The 20,975-nt window shown below is 72.9% G+C and carries 16 protein-coding genes and 1 pseudogene; 7 read left to right on the plus strand and 10 right to left on the minus strand.

Annotated features, from left to right (window positions below; translation table 11 throughout):
• Nucleotides 1-420: 420 nt before the first annotated feature.
• Nucleotides 421-2,376 carry a HEAT repeat domain-containing protein gene (locus RMT89_RS37085; RefSeq protein WP_315888166.1) on the minus strand — a complete coding sequence of 652 codons (1,956 nt, stop codon included), beginning with the start codon at nt 2,374-2,376 and terminating at the stop codon, nt 421-423.
• A 93-nt stretch (nt 2,377-2,469) separates the two neighbouring features.
• The gene (locus RMT89_RS37090) at nt 2,470-4,125 is read right to left on the minus strand and encodes an acyl-CoA dehydrogenase family protein (protein ID WP_315888167.1); all 1,656 of its coding nucleotides are present in this window, start codon (nt 4,123-4,125) and stop codon (nt 2,470-2,472) included.
• Between the two features lie 75 nt (nt 4,126-4,200).
• Between RMT89_RS37090 and RMT89_RS37095 the strand changes: the two genes are divergently transcribed.
• Nucleotides 4,201-4,959 (plus strand): PaaX family transcriptional regulator C-terminal domain-containing protein, encoded by a 759-nt coding sequence (locus RMT89_RS37095; RefSeq protein WP_315888168.1) that lies wholly within the window; start codon nt 4,201-4,203, stop codon nt 4,957-4,959.
• 62 nt (nt 4,960-5,021) lie between these two features.
• Here RMT89_RS37095 and RMT89_RS37100 read toward each other — a convergent pair whose 3' ends face one another.
• Nucleotides 5,022-5,795: a pectate lyase gene (locus RMT89_RS37100; protein ID WP_315888169.1), complete on the minus strand. Its 774-nt coding sequence runs from the start codon at nt 5,793-5,795 to the stop codon at nt 5,022-5,024.
• A gap of 323 nt (nt 5,796-6,118) precedes the next feature.
• Between RMT89_RS37100 and RMT89_RS37105 the strand changes: the two genes are divergently transcribed.
• The 3 genes from RMT89_RS37105 to RMT89_RS37115 all read left to right on the plus strand — a co-directional run bounded on the left by RMT89_RS37105 (nt 6,119) and on the right by RMT89_RS37115 (nt 12,263).
• Nucleotides 6,119-7,420 (plus strand): PHB depolymerase family esterase, encoded by a 1,302-nt coding sequence (locus RMT89_RS37105; protein ID WP_315888170.1) that lies wholly within the window; start codon nt 6,119-6,121, stop codon nt 7,418-7,420.
• A 143-nt stretch (nt 7,421-7,563) separates the two neighbouring features.
• Complete coding sequence (locus RMT89_RS46170; RefSeq protein WP_399498672.1) at nt 7,564-7,965, plus strand: hypothetical protein; 402 nt, start codon at nt 7,564-7,566, stop codon at nt 7,963-7,965.
• 8 nt (nt 7,966-7,973) lie between these two features.
• A complete protein-coding gene (locus RMT89_RS37115; protein WP_315888171.1) occupies nt 7,974-12,263 on the plus strand; it encodes a cation-translocating P-type ATPase in 4,290 nt (1,429 codons plus the stop codon).
• A gap of 112 nt (nt 12,264-12,375) precedes the next feature.
• Here the strand turns inward: RMT89_RS37115 and RMT89_RS37120 are convergent, their stop codons facing one another.
• Both RMT89_RS37120 and RMT89_RS37125 read right to left on the minus strand, forming a co-directional pair.
• On the minus strand, nt 12,376-13,704 hold the full coding sequence (locus RMT89_RS37120; protein ID WP_315888172.1) for a nucleobase:cation symporter-2 family protein: 1,329 nt from the start codon (nt 13,702-13,704) through the stop codon (nt 12,376-12,378).
• A gap of 71 nt (nt 13,705-13,775) precedes the next feature.
• Complete coding sequence (locus tag RMT89_RS37125; protein ID WP_315888173.1) at nt 13,776-15,119, minus strand: FAD-dependent oxidoreductase; 1,344 nt, start codon at nt 15,117-15,119, stop codon at nt 13,776-13,778.
• Nucleotides 15,120-15,317: 198 nt separating this feature from the next.
• Here RMT89_RS37125 and RMT89_RS37130 point away from each other — a divergent pair, with 198 nt between their 5' ends.
• Nucleotides 15,318-15,812, plus strand: a complete 495-nt coding sequence (locus tag RMT89_RS37130) for a DUF6214 family protein (RefSeq protein ID WP_315888174.1) — start codon at nt 15,318-15,320, stop codon at nt 15,810-15,812.
• Nucleotides 15,813-15,814: 2 nt separating this feature from the next.
• Here the strand turns inward: RMT89_RS37130 and RMT89_RS37135 are convergent, their stop codons facing one another.
• From RMT89_RS37135 to RMT89_RS37150, 4 genes are all read right to left on the minus strand, one after another.
• Nucleotides 15,815-16,495 carry a helix-turn-helix domain-containing protein gene (locus RMT89_RS37135; protein ID WP_315888175.1) on the minus strand — a complete coding sequence of 227 codons (681 nt, stop codon included), beginning with the start codon at nt 16,493-16,495 and terminating at the stop codon, nt 15,815-15,817.
• Between the two features lie 159 nt (nt 16,496-16,654).
• Nucleotides 16,655-17,377, minus strand: a complete 723-nt coding sequence (locus tag RMT89_RS37140; RefSeq protein ID WP_315888176.1) for an HAD-IA family hydrolase — start codon at nt 17,375-17,377, stop codon at nt 16,655-16,657.
• Nucleotides 17,378-17,386: 9 nt separating this feature from the next.
• Nucleotides 17,387-18,097: a phosphatase PAP2 family protein gene (locus RMT89_RS37145; protein ID WP_315888177.1), complete on the minus strand. Its 711-nt coding sequence runs from the start codon at nt 18,095-18,097 to the stop codon at nt 17,387-17,389.
• Nucleotides 18,098-18,183: 86 nt separating this feature from the next.
• Nucleotides 18,184-18,711: a DUF5134 domain-containing protein gene (locus RMT89_RS37150; protein ID WP_315888178.1), complete on the minus strand. Its 528-nt coding sequence runs from the start codon at nt 18,709-18,711 to the stop codon at nt 18,184-18,186.
• Between the two features lie 168 nt (nt 18,712-18,879).
• Between RMT89_RS37150 and RMT89_RS37155 the strand changes: the two are divergent.
• A pseudogene (locus RMT89_RS37155) lies at nt 18,880-19,222 on the plus strand (FUSC family protein); the annotation flags it as partial.
• On the plus strand, nt 19,219-19,758 hold the full coding sequence (locus RMT89_RS37160; RefSeq protein WP_315888179.1) for a MarR family transcriptional regulator: 540 nt from the start codon (nt 19,219-19,221) through the stop codon (nt 19,756-19,758). The pseudogene RMT89_RS37155 and the gene RMT89_RS37160, both read left to right, overlap by 4 nt.
• A gap of 303 nt (nt 19,759-20,061) precedes the next feature.
• Here RMT89_RS37160 and RMT89_RS37165 read toward each other — a convergent pair whose 3' ends face one another.
• Nucleotides 20,062-20,829: a VOC family protein gene (locus RMT89_RS37165; protein WP_315888180.1), complete on the minus strand. Its 768-nt coding sequence runs from the start codon at nt 20,827-20,829 to the stop codon at nt 20,062-20,064.
• Nucleotides 20,830-20,975: the final 146 nt, after the last annotated feature.

The raw sequence follows: 20,975 nt of genomic DNA on the forward strand, positions 1-20,975 counted from the left end.
GCCGCGGGGTGGCAGCGCCGGAGGCGAGGTCAGCTACCTGCACTTTTGCCCGCGCCGGTTCGTATTTACGCGTCAGGGCGGCGATGATAGCCCGCCTTCCGGACCGCGCCGGGGCGGTTTCCGCAAGACGCGGGTGCGGGCCCGGGGTGCGTGCGAGCGTCGGGGACCGGCAGTTGCCGTGAGCATCGGGACGCCGCCCGTCGTAATGGGAGGGCGGTCCGGATCGCGGGGAGCCTGGAGTGCGGCGGCGCTGTGGGCGTCCGTGTTGACGGCCTGCGGGGTCGGCGGCCGGGGGAGCGGAGGCGAGCCGTCTGGCGTCGGGGGCGGACGCCGCCTGACGGCACCGCGCCGGTGCCGTCTCCGCCCGCCCCGGCGTAACCGGCACAAATGCTGGGGCGGACGGCCGCCGCAGCCCCTGCCCTACATCCCCACCAGCACCTCCCGGCACAGCCTCAGCAACTCCTCGTCGTGCGGGATGTCATGGCTGCCGTAACCGTCGGAGCGGGCCGTGTGCCGCCGGGGCGCGGCGAGTTCCGTCTCCACGAGATCCCGTAGCGGCGCGCCCGCGGGGCCCATCGTGCGCAGACACGCGGCGATGGAACGGCGCAGACCCGGCCTCTCCAGCCACGCGGAGCGCAACGCGGGACGGACCGGTTCCGCCTCGCCGCCGATCTGCCACAGGGCGCATGCGGCCGTCGCCCGTCGGTCCGCCGACCCCGCGGACTCGGTGACGCGCCGCAGCTCCGGCAGTGCGGCCCGGGCCGCAGGACCCATCCGGCCCAGGGTCTCCACGGCCACGCCCCAACGGCGGGCATCCGGGTGCACCAACTCCCCGAGCAGGACGGGCAGTACGGCGGAGGCGCCCCCGTCGACCGACCACAGGGCGGCCGCCGCCGCGACGGCGTGCTCCGTGTCCAGCAGCCGCATCAGCACCGGTATCGCGTCCCGCGCGGCCGGACCCCAGGCGCCGAGTGCCGGGACCGCGTACTCGACGACCCCGCCCTCCAGCAGCCGCAGCGTCTCAGGCACCGCCTCCGCGTCATCCAGCACGGTGAGCGCCCGCAGCAGCGGTGCGGCCCGCCCCGGTGTCCCGGGATCGTCGAGGGCGAGGGAGCCGAGGCGGCGCCGCAGCGCCGGTGTCAGCGCCGCCGCGGCAGCGCCCAGCCAGGAGATCTCGTGGCCCAGGTCGTCCGGTACCAGGGCCCCGGCCAGCACCTCGCCCAGCACTGGTACGGCCCGCGGATCCCCGCACCTGACCAGAGCCCTGAGCGGATCACCCAACGTCGGCGCACCCCGCTCCCACCGCCGCACCCACAGCCCGGGACGGGCCGTCACCAGCGTGTGCAGGGCGTCGGCAGCGGGCGCCGCCAGCCCGAAGAGCTGCTTCAGCGCGGACACCGCTGCGTCCCGCAACCGGTCCTCCTCCGCGGCCAGTTGCGCCCCGATCAACGCGACCGGCTCGGCGAAGTCGGCACGCCACGTACGGAACAGCCCTCCGGACATCCACACGGCGTTGCACCGGTCCGCCCAGGTGGGACTGCCCAACTGCCCGACCAACAGGGCGATCCGGTCGGCGACCCGGCCGTCCAGCGCGGTGTGCAGGGTGCGCAGCAACTGGGAACCCTCCTCGTCGGACGGCCGCAGCCGGCGCAGATGTCCGACGAGGGTGTCGGAGTGCGGGCGGGAGCACTGCACCGTTCGGCGGTCCCGCTGCTCGGACCGCTCCCGCAGCAGCCGGACGGCGGTGGGGACCAGATCGGCGGGTATGCGGTCGGGCGCGCAGCCGGCGAGTTGACCGAGCGCGGCCAGCCGGAGCGCCGGTCCGTACGGCGGTGCGCTCTGTGCCGCCAGGAGGTCCACCGCGGCGTCGGCGTGCGCGGGTTTCCTCCGGGCGAAGAGTCCGAGGCTCTCGGTGAGGGCGAGCAGCACCCGGTCGTCCCGCTCCACCGCGATCCGCTCCCGTAACAGGTCAAGCACACGGGCCGGTTGGTCCAGGAACCGCACGAGCGCCCCGGCAGCCGTCCGGCGCACCCCGGGATCCGGGTCCGCGGCGAGCTGGACGAAGACCTCGGCGCCCGCCCGTAAAGCGGACGGACCGTCGCCTTCGCCGCCGATGCTGACCAGCAGCTCCACGACGGCGCCCCGGTCCGCCAGTTCGGGACATGAGGCCAGCGCGAACAGGAACGGAACGCAGGCGAGCGTCGAGTCGTACACGTCTCCCTGGTGGTGCACGGCGCCGTACAGACCGTCGAGCGCGATCTCACGCTCGGCGGGGTCCGTCGAGGCCAGGCCTCTCAGCAGTGCGGGCACGTCCTCGGCGCTGCCGTACGCATGCCGCATCGAGGCCCAGTCGACCTCGTCGATCCCCGTGAACACGTAGTCCTCCCCAGGCAAGTGCCACCTGGTTCGGAGTCTGCACCACGGCACTGACAACGGGGTGGAATCGAGACGTGACGGTGTGCGATCCGGTCAGTGCCGGTCGGGCAGGGCCCGGTCCAGGACGGCGCCCGGATCGGCGGCGTCGGGCAGGGTGCCGAAGGCGTGCCCCCAGTCGCCGCCCAGGCGGGTCGCGCAGAAAGCGTCGGCGACCGCGGGCGGGGCGTACCGGACGAGCAGGGACGCCTGGAGCGCCAGCGCCATCAGCTCCACCAGACGCCGCGCGCTGCTCTGCGAGGCCTCGGAGAGCATGCCCTTCAGCCGGGTCACGGCCGTATCGAGACGGGCGTCCGCCCCCTGCGCCAGGGCGAGTTCGTCGAACAGGGCCTCGGCCGCGCCCTGCTCCTTGCCGAGCGCCCGCAGCACGTCCAGGGCGTTGACATTGCCCGAGCCCTCCCAGATCGACAGCAGGGGAGCCTCGCGGTAGTGGCGCGGCATGCCCGACTCCTCGACATAGCCGTTGCCGCCGAGGCACTCCAGGGCCTCCGCGGTGAAGGCAGGACCCCGCTTGGTGACCCAGTACTTGCCGACGGCGGTCGCGATCCGCCGGAACGCCATCTCGCCCGCGTCCCCCCGCACCGCCCGGTCGGCCGCTCCCGCAAGACGCAGGGTGAGCGTGGTGGCGGCCTCGGACTCCAGCGCGAGGTCGGCCAGAACATTGCGCATCAGCGGCTGATCGAGCAGCCGCGCGCCGAACGCGCTGCGGTGACGGACGTGGTGTCCGGCCTCGACCAGCGTCTTGCGCATCAGGGCCGCCGACATCATCACGCAGTCCAGGCGGGTGCAGTTGACCATCTCGATGATGGTCTTCACACCCCGGCCCTCCGGCCCGACCAGCCAGGCGACGGTCCCGTCGAACTCCGGCTCGCAGGAGGCGTTGGAGCGGTTGCCCAGCTTCTCCTTGAGGCGCTGGATGCGGAAGGTGTTGCGGGCGCCGTCGGGCAGGATCCGCGGCACCAGGAAGCACGACAGACCGCCCGGCGCCTGCGCCAGCACCAGGAAGACATCGCACATGGGCGCCGAGGTGAACCACTTGTGGCCGCGCAGGGTGTACACCCCGGGTTCGGCGGTGGGCGTGGCCGCGGTCGTGTTCGTCCGGACGTCGGAGCCGCCCTGCTTCTCGGTCATCCCCATGCCCGCGAGCAGACCCCGCTTCTCCGTCGGCACGCGCAGCCCCGGGTCGTACTCCCTGCTGGTCAGCAGGGGTTCGTAGACCTTGGCGAGCTCCGGCTGGGCGCGCAGCGCGGGGACGGCGGCGTAGGTCATCGACGTCGGGCAGCCGTGCCCGGCGTCGGTGTGCCCCCACACCAGACCGCCCGCGGTACGCGCGACATGGGCGCCCTCCCGGTCGTCGGCCCAGGGTGCCGCGGCCAGGCCCTCGGTGACCGCGACCCGCATCAGGTCGTGCCAGCTCGGGTGGAACTCGACCTCGTCCACGCGATGGCCGTACCGGTCGTGCGTGCGCAGTTCCGGCTCGCGGCGGTTGGCCTGCTCACTCCACTCCTGGGCCAGGACACCGCCGGCCTCGCGGCCGAGGCGCCGGATGTCGTCCTCGGCCCACCCGGCGCCCTCGCGGCGCAGCCCCTCGAACAGGGCCACGTCCGCGGAGGCGTCGTAGGGGGCCAGGGGAGGGGGCTGGTTGGTGACGTCGTGCGTGGCGTACGGCTCGTGCTCGGGTGTCGGGACCATACGGCGAGTGTTGCACATCGGCTACAGCCGCAGCAATAGTGCAACATGAAGATCGACGCCGTACAGTACGTGCTCATGCGGACGAACGAGACGGCGGAGCCGGGAGAGCTCGCACTGCGCCCGCTGTCCGCGCGCTCGGTCGTCCTGAGCCTGCTGCTCGGCAGCCATCCGCCCGAGCTGCCGGTGAAGGACCTCGTGCGCGGGGTGGAGCCCTTCGGGGTGGGTGGATCGACGGTGCGGGCCGCGCTCAGCCGGATGGTGGCCGCCGGGGATCTGCACCGCTCGGAGACCGTCTACCGACTCAGCGACCGGCTGCTGGAGCGCCAAGTCCGCCAGGACGAGTCCGTACGTCCCCGCACGCGCGCGTGGGATGGCGACTGGGAGATGGTCGTGATCACGGCGACCGGCCGCGGCCCCGCCGAACGCGCCGAACTGCGCACCCGGCTGACGGCCCTGCGCCTGGCTGAACTCCGCGAGGGCGTCTGGCTGCGCCCCGCCAACCTGACCCGCCCCCTGCCGGCCGGTCTCGGCCCGGTGGCGCAGCACTACACCGCGCGACCGGCCGCTCCCGCGCGCGAGTTGGCGCGGACCCTGTGGCCGCTGGACGCCTGGGCCACGACAGCCCGGGCGCTGCTCGCGCACATCGCCGAGGCGGAGCGCCCCGCCGACCGGTTCACGGCCTTCGCGGCCGTCGTACGCCATGTGCTGGCCGATCCGGTGCTGCCGCCCGACCTCCTGCCCGCCGACTGGCCGGGCGGACCGCTGCGCGCCGCCTACACCGGCTATCAGCGCGAGGTGACCGAGCAGGTACGCGCGCGTGCCGAGCGGGAATGACACGGCGGCCGTACGAAGCGCCGTGCGGGGACGCTTCGTACGGCCGCGTTCACCGCGGGGGATCAGCGGTAGGTGATGTCCGAGGCCGAGTACAGACAGTTGGTGCTGTCCGGGCCCGTGCCGACCGCGGTGTTGTTGTTGTACTTCTGGCAGGGGATGACCCTGCGGCTCGCGTCGTTGAGGATCGTGATGCCGCGCAGCGTCGCCACGTCGCCCCGGTTGACGTTGATGCCGACGAGACGCGCGGTGGTCCCCGTGCCGGTCACCTCGATGTTGCTGAGGTTGACCTTGCGCGTGTACTGCGTGGAGCAGTCGCCGCACGAGCGGTAGAGCGTCTTGAACTCGCTGACGGCGAAGTTGGAGATGTTCACCGTGCCAGGTCCGTTGTGCTGGAAGACCTTGTCGGCGGCCTTCTTGGCGCCGCCGCCGGTCACCGTGTAGGTGGAGCCGCCCCGGAAGGTGGCCGCGTCCTCGCCGACGTCCTCCCACCAGACGTTCTGGAGGGTGCAGTTGCCCTCGCAGTGGATGCCGTCGGCGCCGGGCGCGCCGATGATGACGTTCTTCAGCGTCGCACCGGCGGCGAGCCGGAAGATCGGGTCCTGGCCTTCCTCCTGGCCGTCGCCTGCCAGCTCGCCGCTGCCGTAGTACCGCTTCATCCCGCCGTCCACCGTGCCGGAGACGGGGATGGTGGCGCTGACCGGCTGGCTGCTCGTGGGCGTCGGCCAGGTGGCCGCGTGGGCCGCCGGTGCTGTGCCTGTCGTGATCATGCCAATCGTGACGCCGAGTGAGGCGAGCCCGCCGATCAGGGCGCGACGCCTGGTGTTCCGTGAAGTCATGTCCCGATGCCTTCTTCTGAGTGGGGGTCAGATCGTTCCGGCGCCCGGCGGGTCCATTCTGTGCATGTGTGTGAACGTCGGCTGTGCTTCGGAACGCCGCGCGCCAACAGGGTGACCGTGTGGGGAAGTTGTGCTGCGGCTCGGTCACACTGCTGAACGGAACGTAGGGTGCAAGCGCTTTCTGGTCAACGCTTTGCGCAAAAGAATCCGGTCAGTCCTGGTGGGGGCAAGGGCTCTCTTCGCCAGTCCCGTGGGAGCGCTTCCATGGCGGGCGTGTCCATGCCACGATCGCCGCACGAGCCGTTACCAGAAGGGACAAGGACGTGCCCACCCCCACGAGAAGACCGCTGACGTTGATCGCCCTCTTGGCGGCGCTCGCCGCGCTGCTCGTCACCGCCCCCGCCTCGGCCGCCGCCCGCCACGAGGCCGCCGAAGTCGTCCCCACCGCGACGCTCACCGAGGTGACGAACTTCGGCACCAACCCCAGCAACCTGCAGATGTACGTGTACGTCCCGGACACCGTGACCGACCGTCCGGCGGTCCTGGTGGCCGTGCACTACTGCACCGGATCCGGCCCGGCGATGTACTCCGGCACCGAGTACGCCTCGCTCGCCGACCGCTACGGCTTCATCGTGATCTACCCCTCGGTCACCCGCGCGAGCAAATGCTTCGACGTCGCCTCGCCCCAGGCCCTGACCAGGGGCGGCGGCAGCGACCCGGTCGGCATCAAGTCCATGGTCGACTGGGTCACCGGCACCTACGACGCCGACACCGCGCGGGTCTACGCCACGGGCATCTCCTCCGGCGCGATGATGACCAACGTCCTGCTCGGTGTGTACCCCGACGTCTTCAAGGCCGGTGCCGCCTTCGCCGGCGTCCCGTTCGGCTGCTTCGCCACCACCGACGGCTCCGAGTGGAACAGCGCCTGCGCGAACGGCACGATCACCCGCACCCCGCAGGCCTGGGGCGACCTCGTCCGGTCCGCGTACCCCGGCTACACCGGCCCCCGACCGAGGATGCAGATCTGGCACGGCACCGAGGACGACGTCCTGCGCTACCCCAACTTCGGGGAGGAGATCAAGCAGTGGACGAACGTGCTCGGCCTCGGCCAGACCCCGGCCGCCACCGACTCGCCCCGGTCCGGCTGGACCCGCGCCCGCTACGGCGGCACCGGTGACCAGGCCGCCGTAGAGGCGATCAGCCTCCAGGGCGTCGGCCACAACCTCTACAGCTACGGCGTGATGGGCCCGCTCGCCATCGCCTTCTTCGGCCTGGACGACGACGGCCCCGCCCCCCAGCCCCCGGCAGGGCCCTGCAAGGTCAGCGTCACCACCAACGCCTGGAACACCGGTCTGACCGCCTCCCTGACGATCACCAACACCGGCACGACAGCCGTGAACGGCTGGAAACTGGGCCTCACCCTGCCCACGGGCCAGACGATCACCAACGGCTGGAACGCCACGTACACCCCGGCCTCCGGGGCGGTCACGGCGACGAACGCCTCGTACAACGGCACGATCGCGCCGAACGCGAGCGTGAGCATCGGCTATCAGGCGACCCATACGGGCACCAGCGCGGCCCCGGGCGCCTTCACGCTGAACGGGACCGCCTGCACGGTGGGGTGATCCCGCGGCCGTCGGGGCGAGGTGCCCTCGACGGCCGGATCCCGTCCACGTCTCCTTTTCGGAATCCGAAAACCGGGAACCCGCCGGATCAAGAAGTGATCCGCAGGTGTCTGCGGAGATCCGCTCGGGAGGCGAGAAGAGTCATGGCACACGAGGCATCGTCGACCACGCTGCCGCAGCCGCTGCGCGCGACCCTCTCGGTGCTCGGCCGGGTGCCCGGGGCAGGAACCGTGGGCCGGGCGGCCGGGGGCGTGCTCGACGTGATCGGCACCGTGTCGCCGCGCGGGCGGCGCATCGCGGTGTACACCGGGGCCGGTGTGCTCGGTGTCGCGGGCGTGGTGGAGTGGCCCGTCGCCGTCACCGGGGCGGCCGTGGCCTGGCTGACCCAGCCGCGACCTCAGGAACAGGAGACGCCGGCGATCAAGAGCAGGACGGTCACCGCACAAGCGTCCACCGACAAGGCGGCGACCAAGAAGGCGCTGGCCAAGAAGGCCTCGACCGCCAAGTCCGCCACTGCCCGCGGCGACGGTCGCACCACGAGTTGAGGGGTGCCATGGGATTGCTGACAGGATCCTCGGCCGCCGCGGCCGGACTGGTGCTGGCCGGCCCGCGCCTGCTGGCGCGCGGAGCGGCGCCCGCCGTGGGCGTCGCCGCCGGTGCGGTTGCCGGGACGGCGCGGGCCGGGGTGAGGAGCGCTGACGCCGTTGTCAGGGTGACCCGGGTCGCCCGCAACGCGCTGCCCGGCGGCGAGGGTCAGTGGCGGTCGGGCCGGCGGGCGCACCTGGCACTGCGGCCCGTGACGGACCGGGTGCGGCGGGAGGGCGGGACGGCACGCGCCGCGCGACGGGTGGCCACGGCCCTCGCGGAGCATCCGGAGGTGGCGTACGCCTACTGGGACGGCGGACTGGCCCGCCTGGTCGTGGCCGCGCGCGACGAAGCCGTCTCGGACCGGGTGCTGGAGAAGGCGACCGCCCTCGCCGAACGGCACGGACTCGGCCCGGGCGACGACAGCGACGACGCGATCGAGGACTTCACCCACCCGGGCGACCCCGCCGGCATCCGCACCGCCGCCGCGGCGCTCGTGGCCGACGCGGTCGGCACCGGCGCTGCGCTCACCGCGTACGCGCTACGGCTGCCCCCCTCGCCTCGCTTCGTCACCGCGGGCATGACCCTGCTGCGCGAGAACCCGCGCTTCCGCAGCAAGCTGCGCGGCCGTTTCGGCCGTTCCCGTACCGACCTGCTCCTGGCCGTCGCCAACGCGGCCACGCACGGCGCGGGACAGACACCGACCTCCCTGCTGCTCGACGGAACCCTGCGCGCCTTCCAGCTCGCGGAGACCGTCGCGCGGGCCGCCGCCTTCGACACGGTCCACGACCGGCTCTGCGTACCCGACCGCTCCGACGTGGCGCCGGACCTCTGCCCGCGCCCACCGCTGCGTTCCACGCCCGCACACGAGTACGCCAACCACGCCGAGACCGGCAGCGTGCTCGGCGCCGCCGCGACCCTGCTCGTCAAGCACGACGGCGCCGAGGCCGCCGAGGCCGTGCTCGCGGGCTCGCCCAAGGCCGCCCGCTACGGACCCGCCGCCTTCAACGCCGTCCTCGGCTGCGCACTGGCCCGCACCGGAGTCCTGGTCCGCGACCCCGAACGCGTCCGGCGCCTGGAGACCGCCCGCACGCTCGTCCTGCACCCCAGCGCCCTGTGCACCGACGACGAGGACGCGGGCGCGGACCCCTGGACCGAGGCCGTCCTGGACGCCGCACGCCACGCCGGTCTGCGTGTCGTGGTCGTCGACCATCCCGCCCTGGAGGACTTCACCGCCCTCGCCGACCGCGTCGTGCACGACCGGCCACTGCCCGACGTGGTCGAGTCGCTGCGGGAACACGGCGGCGTCATCACGGTCGCCCGGCCGGGGTCGGCCGAGGACACCGACGTCCTGAAGGGGCTGCTGGGGTCCGACGTTGCGGTCGCGCTCGCGGACCGGGACGCGGCCGTGGTGTGGGGCGCGGACGTCGTCGCCCCGGGCGGCCTCGCCGACGTATGGCGACTGCTCGTCTCCGTGCCCGCCGCCCGCAAGGTCGGCCGCAGCTCCCAGACGCTGGCACGGTCCGGCGCCGCGCTCTCCGGGCTGCTGGTCGCCGTCGGCGAGTCCCGCCGCGGCCGGCGCGCTCTCGTGCCGGGGCTCCGGCACGCGCCCGTCGACGTCAGCGCCGCGTTCGCGCTGGTGTCCGGAGCGCGGGCCGCCGTCGGCGTGGCGGTCACCCGGGCGCCGCATCCCCACGCGCGCGTGCCCTGGCACGCCCTGCGGCCCTCCGACGTACGGTCCCGGCTGGGCCGCCGGACGGAGGGGGAGCCGTCGCTCCTGGAGCAAACGACGACCCGCGTCCACCGGGCGGCAGACGCCGCCGGCCGCGTCCCCGTGCTGGCCCCGGCCCGCTGGTCGGTGCAGCTGGCCCGGGCGGTCCGCGGCGAGCTGGACGATCCGCTCACCCCGGTGCTGGCGGTCGGCTCGGCGGCCTCGGCGATCCTCGGTTCCGTGGTGGACGCGCTGCTCGTCGTCGGCGCGCTGGATCTGAACGCCCTGGTCGGCGGCCTGCAGCGGCTGCGGGCCGAGCGTGCTCTGGCCGGGTTGCTGGCCGAGCAGAAGCAGAAGGCCCGTCTCGCGCCGGACGAGTCACAGGACAAGGAGCAGTCCCTGCGAACCGTCGACGCCGCCAAGCTCATCCCCGGCCAGATCATCGAGCTCCAGGCCGACGACGTGGTCCCCGCCGACGCGCGCCTGCTGTGGGAGGACGGTCTGGAGGTCGACGAGTCCGCGCTCACCGGCGAGTCGCTGCCCGTGGACAAGCAGACGGCCCCCACCCCGCACGCGCCCGTGGCCGACCGCCGCTGCATGGTCTTCGAGGGCACGACCGTCGTCGCCGGACACGCCCGCGCGGTGGTCGTGGAGACCGGCGACCGCACCGAGGCCTCCCGTGCCGTCTCCCTCGCGGCCCGCAAGCCCCCGTCGGCCGGAGTGCAGGCCCGGCTGCAGGAACTCACCGCCAAGGCCCTGCCGTTGACCATGGCGGGCGGCGCCGCGGTGACCGGCCTTTCGCTGCTGCGCGGCACCCCGATCCGGCAGGCGGTCAGCGGTGGTGTGGCGGTGGCGGTGGCCGCCGTCCCCGAGGGACTGCCGCTCGTGGCCACGGCCGCTCAACTGGCCGCGGCACGCCGGCTCAGCCAGCGAGGCGTCCTGGTACGGGCCCCGCGCACGCTGGAGGCCCTCGGCCGGATGGACACCCTCTGCTTCGACAAGACGGGCACCCTCACCGAGAACCGCCTGCGCCTGGTCCGTGTCACCGACGCCGAGGACAACACCGCCAAGCCGGACGAGAAGACGAGCGGAGCCGTGCTGCGGATCGCGGCCCGCGCCTGCCCGGTGCTCAACGGCAGCTCGGACCGTCCGGTGCACGCCACCGACGAGGCGGTCCTGGACGCGGCGGTCGAGGACCCGGACTGGACACAGACCGAGGGCCTGCCCTTCGAGGCCGCCCGCGGCTACGCCGCCGCCGTGGGCCACACGACGGACGGCGACCGCTTGCTGGTGGTCAAGGGCGCCCCGGAAACCGTCCTGCCCGCCTGCCGGGACCTGCCCGACCACGCCACCGAGGCAGCCCAGTCCCTGGCCCGCGACGGCCTGCGCGTCCTCGCGGTGGCCCGGCGCAGGCAGGACACAGAAGACGCGGCCGTACTCGAAGAGCCCCTGGGGGACCTGGAGTTCACCGGCCTGCTCGCCCTGGCCGACGTGCCGCGCGCGACCTCGCAGGCGCTGGTGCACGGGCTGCGCGAGGAAGGCGTACGTCCGGTGATGCTGACCGGCGACCATCCGCAGACCGCCCGCGCCATCGCCGTGGAACTGGGCTGGCCCGAGGACACGGCCGTGGTCACCGGCGACGAACTGGCCGCCGCGGACCGCTCGGAGCGGGCCCGCATGCTGCACGACGTGGGCGTCGTGGCCCGGGTCGCGCCGGAGCAGAAGCTCCAGGTCGTCGAGGCGCTACGGGATGCGGGCCGGGTGGTCGGCATGGTCGGCGACGGCGCCAACGACGCGGCCGCCATCCGCGCCGCCGACATCGGCGTCGGTATCAGCGCCCGGGGTTCGGCCGCTGCCCGCAACGCCGCCGACCTGGTGCTCACCGACGACGACCTCACCGTCCTCATCGAGGCGATCGCCGAGGGCCGTGCCCTGTGGCACAGCGTCGCCGACGCCATCGCCATCCTCATCGGCGGCAATGCCGGCGAGGTGGGCTTCGGCATCATCGGCACCATCCTCGCCGGCTCCGCGCCGCTGTCCACCCGGCAGATGCTGCTGGTGAACCTGTTCACGGACCTGTTCCCGGCGATGGCCGTCGCGGTCACCCCGCACCAGGACGCGAGCGACGAGGCAAGCCGGGACGACAAGCCACTCGGCACCTCCCTGCTCGGCGCCCCGCTGATGGAACAGATCCGCCACCGGGCCCTGACCACGACCCTCGGCGCGGTGGCGGCCTGGCTGATCGGACGGTTCACACCGGGCACGGCCCGCCGCTCCACGACGATGGCCCTGTGCGCCGTGGTCGGCACCCAGCTCGCCCAGACCCTCGCCGACCGCCGCGACAGCCCCCTGGTCCGCGTCACCTCCCTCGGCTCCGCCGCCGCCCTGGTGGCCCTGGTCCAGACCCCGGGCGTCAGCCGCCTGTTCGGCTGTACTCCGCTCGGTCCGATCGCCTGGGCCGGAGTGGCCGCGGCGATCGCGATGGCGGTGGCGGGCCAGCGGGCGCTGCCGCAACTGGAGCAGGCCGTTCTGCGGTTGAGCCGCTAGAGTGTCCTGAAGATCTTGCTTGGGCCGCCCCGATCGCCCAGGTTCGCCCGCAAAAGTCGACCGGGGGAATCCGGTGCAAGTCTGGCGGGTTTTCAAGATTCTCAGTGGTCTCCTAGGCGACCTCTTCCCGGGCCGCCACCTCGATCGACGCCTTCGAGGGAAGGTGGTTGAAGAGCAGGTTCAGCACGATCGCCGTCAGACACCCGGCGCTGATCCCGCTGTGCATCACCGTCTGGAACCAGTCCGGGAACTCGTCGTAGATCGTCGGCACGCCCACCGGCAGCACTCCCATGGCGACCGAAACCGCCACCACCGTCAGGTTGTTGTTGCCCTTGAAGTCGACCTGAGCGAGAGTCCGCAGGCCGCTCGCGGCCACCGTTCCGAACATCACCAGACCCGCGCCGCCCAGCACCGGCGCCGGTATCGCCGCGACCACGGCGCCCAGCTTGGGCAGCAGACCCAGCAGGACGAGCATGCCGCCCGCCGCGGCGACGACCCAGCGGCTGCGCACCCGGGTCATACCGACGAGCCCGACGTTCTGCGCGTACGCCGTGTAGGGGAAGGTGTTGAAGACACCGCCGAGCACGGTCGACAGACCGTCGGCGCGCAGTCCGTCGGACAGGGACCGCCCGTCGACCTTGCGGTCCGTCATCTCGCCGACCGCGATGAAGTCACCGGTCGTCTCGGTCATGCACACCAGCGCCACGACCAGCATGGAGATGATCGCCGACATCTCGAAGGTCGGGGCGCCGAAGTGGAACGGCGTGCTGATGCCCACCCAGTCCGCGTCGGCCACCCCGCCGAAGTCCGTGAACCCGAACGGCACGGCGACGGCGACCCCGACGACGATGCCGACCAGTACGGCGATCCGGCTCAGGAAAACCGGCGCGAACCTCTGCACGCCCACGACCACCGCCAGGACGAACGCGGCCAGCGCGAGGTTCTTGGGCTCGCCGAACTCCTCCGAACCGGCGCCGCCCGCGGCCCAGTTGCCCGCGACCGGCAGCAGGGAGATACCGATGATCAGGATCACCGTGCCCGTGACGAGCGGCGGGAAGAAGCGCAGCAGCTTGCCGAACACCGGGGCGAGCAGCATGATCGCGAGCCCTGCGACGATCACCGAGCCGTAGATCGCGGGCAGTCCGCCGCCCGTCGTACCGATGATCACCATCGGCGATACGGCCGCGAAGGTGCAGCCCTGCATGATCGGCAACCGGACGCCGAAGCGCCAGAAGCCGATGCACTGGATGAGGGTGGCGATACCGCACACCAGGAGGTCGGCGGTGATCAAATACGCCAGGTCCGCCGGGGGGAGCTGCATCGCGCCGCCCACGATCAGCGGTACGGCGACGGCGCCCGCGTACATGGCGAGCACATGCTGGAGGCCGAAAGCGGCGAGTTGGCGGGCGGGTGGGACTTCGTCTACGGGGTGCGTGGTCATGGGCGAGACCGTAAGCGCCTTGAACAGTTTGTTGATTTCAAGGGTGTTGCTGCTGTGTGTCTCGCTGCGGGTCAGCCCGCGTTCCCGTGCGCGGCGTGGTGCAGCGACTGCCAGTCCGCCAGCTTCACCACTCGCCTGCCCAGCCGCGCCCCCAGCTCCGCCTCCGCCTTCTCGATCGCCTGCCAACCCTCCCACTGCACGGGCTCGGCCCCCTCCGCCCGCAGCGCTGTCAGGGGGTCCTCAGGGACGTCCTTGCCTACGAGCAGGGCGGCGTCCTCGATCAGCGACGTCACCGTCTCCTTCGCGCAGGGCCGGTTCGTGCCGATGACTCCCGTCGGGCCCCGCTTGATCCAGCCGGCCACGTACTCGCCCGGCGTGACCACCCCGTCGCGCAGGACGCGTCCCGCCTGATTCGGCACCGTCCCGGTCGCCGGGTCGAACGGCAGGCCCTCCAGCGGGACTCCGCGATAGCCCACCGAGCGCAGCACCAACTGGGCCTCGATCACCTCGAATCGGCCGGTTCCCGTCACCCCGCCCCGGCCGTCCGGCGCCGTTCGCTCGAAGCGGACCGCACCCACGCGGCCCTCCTCGGCGAGGAGTTCGACGGGGCGCAGGAAGAACCGCATCCGGATCCGGCGGGTCGCGTCGCTCGCCGCGGTCCCGGCCCAGCCGCGCAGTACCTCCACATTGCGGCGCTGGGCGCCGGGCAGGGCCGAGGCGTCGGCCCAGGCGGGGTCCAGCGCGGCCTCCGCCGGGTCCACGGTGACGTCCGTGTCCGGCAGGGAGCCCAGCTCGCGCAGCTCCTTGGTGGTGAAGCGGGCCTGTGAGGGGCCGCGCCGGCCCACCATGGCGATGTCGGTCACCCGGCTCGCGCCCAGCGCGGTCAGCGCCGCCTGCGGCATGTCCGTCGGGGACAGCTCCGCCGTACCCCGGGCCAGCATGCGGGCCACGTCCACCGCGACATTGCCCACGCCGATCACCACGGCCGACCGCGCGCCGCGTACGAATCCGTCGTCGACGGCGTCCGGATGGGCGCTGTACCAGGACACGAACTGGGTCGCCGACCAGCTGCCCGGCAGATCCTCACCCGGGACCCCGAGATGCCGGTCGGTGGCGGCGCCCACGCAGTACACCACCGCGTGGTACAGCTCCCGCAGCCGGGCGGCCGGAATCCCGCCCGTGCCGATCTGCACCCCGCCGAGGAACCGCACCCGGTCGTGCTCCAGTACCGTCCTCAGATTGTTCTGCAGGGACTTGATCTTCTCGTGGTCCGGGGCGACGCCGTACCGGACCAGGCCGTACGGGCACGGCAGGCGGTCCAGGACGTCGACGCGCACCGCGGGGTCCTGCTGGACAAGACTCTGCGCGGTGTAACACCCGCTCGGCCCCGAGCCGACGACGGCGACATGCAGCACGGCGGAACTCCTCACCCGTGGGATCTCAGGAGAGCGCTGGTGCTTCCAGCATCGCATCCGCGGTGCTGCGCTGACAGGGTGCAGCGCACAGTGGCCTTGCGTGTCCATTCTCATGGAATGTGATGATGCGGTTACGTTCCGTGTGTGCTAGAAGCATCCTTTCTTAATCTTTCTGATCGTTGTCCGACGGACGGCCGGGTGTCCGTGTGGCCCGCGTGGGAAGTGCAGGAGGGCGAGGGCGCCACCTCGTGGTTCCAGGTGCGGCTCGCGTTCGCCGACGGCGCCCGGGTCGACGCGCTCGCCGTGGTGGCCGAGGGGTGCGTCTCCATCGAGGACGTACGGGCGCAGCCGCCGCTGTCCCTGGCCGATCTGACGGTGCTCGCCGACTGGATCGAGGAGCCGCTCTTCGAGGCCTGCGGGGTGGCGGAGGAGCCCCCGGGTGAGGCCGACGGTGATGAGGCCGACGGCGGCGCGGAGGAACTGGTCGGGCCCCGGCGGGCGCGGCCCGCCTGGCCGCGTGGCATCGAGGGGCGGTGGCTGATCGCGCAGGAGTACCGGGCCGCCCAGGAGGAGGGGTTCGACCCCGTCCTCGCGGTGATGTGCGCGACCGGGCACAGCCGCCGCAAGTCGCTCAGGCTGATCTCCCAGGCGCGCGACGCGGGCTTTCTGGCGCCGCGTCATGCCCGGCGCTGAGCTCAGCTCCCCGACGACGCCGCGGGATCGTCCCCGGTCGCGAAGAACCGCGACAGATCCGTGTCGTCCGTCCCGCCGGGCACGGCCTCCGCGTCCGGCGGGAGACCCATCTCCCAGTCGAGCCGGTAGCGCTTGAACAGCTCGGCCCGCAGCAGCGGCACGGGCATCGGCGCCCCCGGGACCAGTGCCGAGTACACCGCGCCCATGAGCAGGGCGCGCAGCATCGGGTAGTCGGTGTCGACGTTCATCGAGCCGTGCCGGGCGCAGGTGTCCCGCAGCAGGTCGGCGAGTCGGCGCTGTTCCGGGCACTGCACGAAGCCCTCGGCCTGGAGGATGCCGGCCATGTGCTGGCGCATCAGCACCGGCCGGTCCCGGGCGAGCCCCAGGATCGCGTCGATGGCCCTGGCCATCCGCTCCCGGCCGTCCTCGGTGCGCGGCTCCCGCTCCAGAGCCTCCTCCAGGGTGCGGTGCATCAGCCGGTGCACCGCGGACTGGACGAGCTGGCGTTTTCCGGGGAAGTAGTACGAGACCAGACCGCGCGCCGAACCGGCCCGGTCCGCGATGTCGCCCAGCGTCGTGGCCTCGTAGCCGTGCTCGCCGACGAGTTCGACCGCCGCCTGCAGAAGCCGCTCCCGAGAACGCCGCCGCAGTTCTTCATTGACCGAGGCGCTTCGCGGGGACATGCTGTAACTCCTGCGTTGACTGGCTGCCAGCCAACTATACTCAGCGCATCCGGTCCGGCTCCCGGCCGACCGGGTTCGAGTTGCCGCCTGCCTTGGGCGAAACGGGGGATCGCCTAAGGCAGGCGTGCACTCTCCCTGATGGTGGCCCAGGGCGACTTCTCAGGCGCCGACGCCGGAGTCCTCGGGCCGACGGCGCCCGATCAGCTCCAGCACCGGCCACAGCGCGTCCGGCCGTTCGGCCACCGGCAGATGGTCCACGAAATGCACCCCGCAGCCCAGCGCCGCGGCCCCGCCGTCGGCCCGGCGGTCGTCGCCGACCATCAGCACCTCGCGCGGATCGGCGTCGAGCTCGGCGCAGGCGGCCCGGAACAGCCGGGGATCCGGCTTCTGGATGCCGTGTTCGAAGGACAGGACGTAGACGTCCACATACCGGTCCAAGCCGTGCTCGCGGAAGACCGGGCGCAGGTCCCAGCCGATGTTGCTGACCACACCGATCCCGATCCCGCGCTCGCGCAGCGCGCCGAGCACCTCGGCCGCGTCCGGGTACGGATCCCAGGCCGAGGGCGTCATATGGCGGTCGTAGAGCGTGTCGTGCAGCCCCTCGTCGGGGAGCGCGACATGGCGGGACAGACCGGTGTACGCGGCGCGGTGCAGCTCCTGGCTCTTGTCCCGCACGCCCCAGACGCTCGCGACATCCTCCGGCAGCCAGGCCGGACTCGGCCCGCCCGGCAGCGCTCCCATCCGCTCCAGCGCCTGAGCGGCCTCGGCCAACTCCGGCTCGGACAGCTCCACTTCCCGCTCGGCGAGGGCCCCGCGCAGCCAGCTTTCGGTGGACTGGACACGGAAGAGGGTGCCGGAGAAGTCGAACAGGGCGGCGGTCATGTTCGAATCCTACGGGGAGGTGATCTCCCGCGCGGGAAGGTCGGTCCAATGCGCGGGTCGCCGTTCGTACGCGATCACGGCAACAGCCACCAGCGCGGCGCCCAGCAACCAGCCCTCGACGACGTCCGACGCCCAGTGCACGCCCAGCCACACCCGGGTCAGACCGGCGCCGGCCACGGAGACCGCCGCCACGGCCACGGCCGTACGCCACAGCGCGCGGCCGACGCCGTAGCGGTGCAGCAGGTACAGCAGGAGGCCGCACACCACCGTGGCGGTCATGGCGTGGCCCGAGGGGAAGGCCGCGTAGTGGGCGGAGTCGACGGGGTCCTGCCAGACCGGGCGTGAGCGGTCCACGGCGGCCTTCATGCCCTGCTGGAGCGCGGTGCCCAGGGCGGTGGTGAGCGCCAGCCAGAGGGCCGTCCAGAGCGCCGCGTGCCGCCAGAGCAGCCACAGCACCGCGACCGCGCAGAGGATGCGCATCGTCCACGGATCCCAGACCCAGTCCGTCAGGATCCGGAGCGCCTGGGTGAGCCCCGACTCCTCGACCGCCCAGCGGTGCGTGGTCTCGGCGATGTCGCCGTCGAGGGTCATCAGGGGGTGCCAGCGGACCGCGACCAGCGCCAGCAGCAGCGCGGAGCACAGGGCGAAGGCGCCGGCCCAGCGGGCGGCGGGCCTGCGGTCTGACGGTCGGGGCGGGGAGTCGACGGACTGGGTATGCATACTGCGATACTCGCCGACGACCGGTGCATCAGGCCAATGCCGGACGACCCGTGAGCCCTCGCCGGGCAACACACGGACCAGGGGCCTCACATGGTGAGCAGCATGGCGACCATGGCGATCCCCATCGACAGCCGGCAGGCCCGCGCCAACTCCGGGCGGTCGCCGAGGTGTACGGCGGCGCCGCCCGCGGTGACGGGGACCAGCCGGACGCCGGTCAGCAGGACGTACCCGGTGAAGTAGAGCAGGAGCGTCCCCGTGAGGAGCGGGACGCCGGAGGTGCCGTGGCCGGGGGACGCGGCCATCGCGACCGCCATGTAGACCATGGCGGTGGCGCCGACGAGGTGGTGGAGGTGGTGCGCGCTCGCCCGCGCCGCCCACAGCGCGCGCAGCGCCGCCGCGGCGAACACGACCGCGTACAGCGGCCAGGTCCACGACGGCGGGGTGAACACCGCGGCGGGCACGGCCATCGCGGCCATGCCGAAGCCCATCAGCGCCTCGCCGCCCGCGGCCCGGCGCTGCTCCTCGACGTTGCTGCGCATGCGCAGCAGACAGTAGGCCCCGGTCGCCGCGCACAGCGCGACCAGCAGCCAGCCGGGCGAAGCCGGTAGGTGCACACGCCCTCCCCGCTCGACGGTGCCGGGCAGTCGCCCGCGGTCGGTCGGAGAATGCCCGTGCCATGCGGCGCGCACGCGAGCGCAAGGGTGTACACGGGGAGCATGCAGGGGAGCACGGCAGGTCAGGCGCTATGATTTACGAGTAAAACACCTGCTGAGGTTATGGGAATGAGCTTCGTCGCCGCCCTCCTCGTCACCGACCGGCGCGCGGGCGACCGGGTCGAGCGGGCCCTGGCGGCCGTGGAGCGCGCCCGTGAGCGCGCCGCCCGCCTGCTCGCCGAGCCACATGCCACCCCCGTCGCCCTGGCGGCCGCCCGCCGCTCTCTCGCCGCCGCGCTGGCCGACCTGCGGGCCACCCGTCGACGCCGCCTCCGGCGAGTGGTGGCGGCGCGCCCTGCCCCAGGAGCGGGTCGTGCTCGCCGAACAGTCCGGACACCGTACGCTCGCGGCGACCACCCGGCACCGGGCACCGCACCCGGACCACAGCACTACGGAGGGCGTACGGCCATGACGGCAGCCGAAGCGGCAGGGGCACGGGGCGCGCGGGACGACACGGTCGCCGCCGTCGTCCGGCAGTGGCAGGCCGTCCATCCCGGCCTCGACACCGGCCCCATGGAGATCATCGGCCGCATCAACCGCTGCGCCGCCCTCCTCCAGCAGGCCGAGGACGCCCCGCTGCGCCGGGCCGGGCTCAGCCGCCCCGAGTTCGACCTGCTCGGCGCGCTGCGCCGTACCGGCCATGAACTGACCCCGGGCGAGCTGGCCCGCGAGACCTTCTCCTCGGGCGCCGCCGTCACCAAGCGCCTCAAGCAGCTCACCGGGCGCGGCCTGGTGGAGCGCCGCGGCGATGCCCGCGACCGCCGGGTCTCCCATGTCCGCCTCACCGACGCCGGCCGCGACCTCGTCGACGGCATCCTGCCCGAGCAGCTCGCCTACGAGACCGCCGTACTGTCCGGCCTGGAGGCGCCGGGCCAGGACCAACTGGCCGCGCTGCTCAGTGAGTTGCTGATGCAACTTGAGGGGCGGACGGTGGCGGTGCGCGTCTGAGGGCTCTCTCGGAGCACGTCGTGTGCCGTGCGGCGGTGGGTGGAGCGGCGGTCGTCGATCCCGGTCCAGCGGTCGCCGTGGACAGCGCGGGTGATCCGCGGCTCGCGGCCGAAGTCGTGCGGGAAGCCGAGTGGCACCGCGCTCACCGCGTCCAGCCGGGCGACCGCGTCCGCGTCGAGCCGGGCGTCGACCGCGCCGAGATCGTCGGCGAGCCGGCTCTCCTTGGTGGCGGCGACGATCGGGACGACATTGCCGGGCCGGCCGAGCAGCGACGCCAGGGCCAGGCAAGGCGGCTCAGGCGCCTCAGTCCTCGTAGTCCGAGGCGTGGTACACGCCGAACACCGCGCCCTGCGGATCCCGCAGCACCGCGATCCTCGGCCCTTCGGGCACCGAGGTCGGCTCCATCAGGATCGTGCCGCCCGCCTCGGTCGCGGTGGCCGCGCTGTCGTCGACGTCCGCCACGGCGAAGTACGGCAGCCAGTGCGCCGGCACCTCGTGCGGGAACTTCTCGTCCATCGTCACCATGCCGCCGAAGTCGGCGCCCTCGATGCCCCACCGGGTGTAGTGCTCGGAGGCGTTGACGCTCCAGCCGAACAGCGTGGTGTAGAAGGCCACGGCCCGCTCGGGGGCGCGGGTCATGAGCTCCACCCAGCCCAGGGATCCGGGCGCGTTGAACACCCCCGCGCCCGGGAAGCTGCGGGCCTGCCACATCTGGAAGGCGGCCCCGCTCGGATCGAGGACCACCGCGAACCGGCCCACGTCGAAGACGTCCATCGGGCCGACCAGCACCGTCGCACCGGCCGCCTCTGCCTGCCCCGCGGCGGCGTCCGCGTCGGCCACCAGGAAGGACACGTTCCAGGCGACGGGCTGCGACTCCTGGTACAGCGGGCTCAGCGCGGCGACCGCCTTGTCGCCGAGGTGGGCCATCGTGTAGCCGCCCGCCTCCTGGCGCGGGTCCGTCTCGGGGCGCCAGCCGAAGAGCCGGGTGTAGAACCGCTTGGCGGCGTCGAGATCACTGGTCCCGAGCTCGGTCCAGCAGGGCCCACCGGTCACCGGCCTGTCGAGATTCATGGCGTTCCTTCCGAGAGGCAGATCCCTCCAGCACGCTAAGCCCCGCACCGGACCCGGGCCATCGGAAGGGACGCGCTAGGGGGTGTTTTGAAAGTCCCGCACAGCACCCACGGCGCCCGGCACGCACCCTCGCCGCACCGGCCAAA

Origin of the sequence: Streptomyces sp. P17 (assembly GCF_032436805.1) — a bacterium.
Taxonomy (GTDB): domain Bacteria; phylum Actinomycetota; class Actinomycetes; order Streptomycetales; family Streptomycetaceae; genus Streptomyces.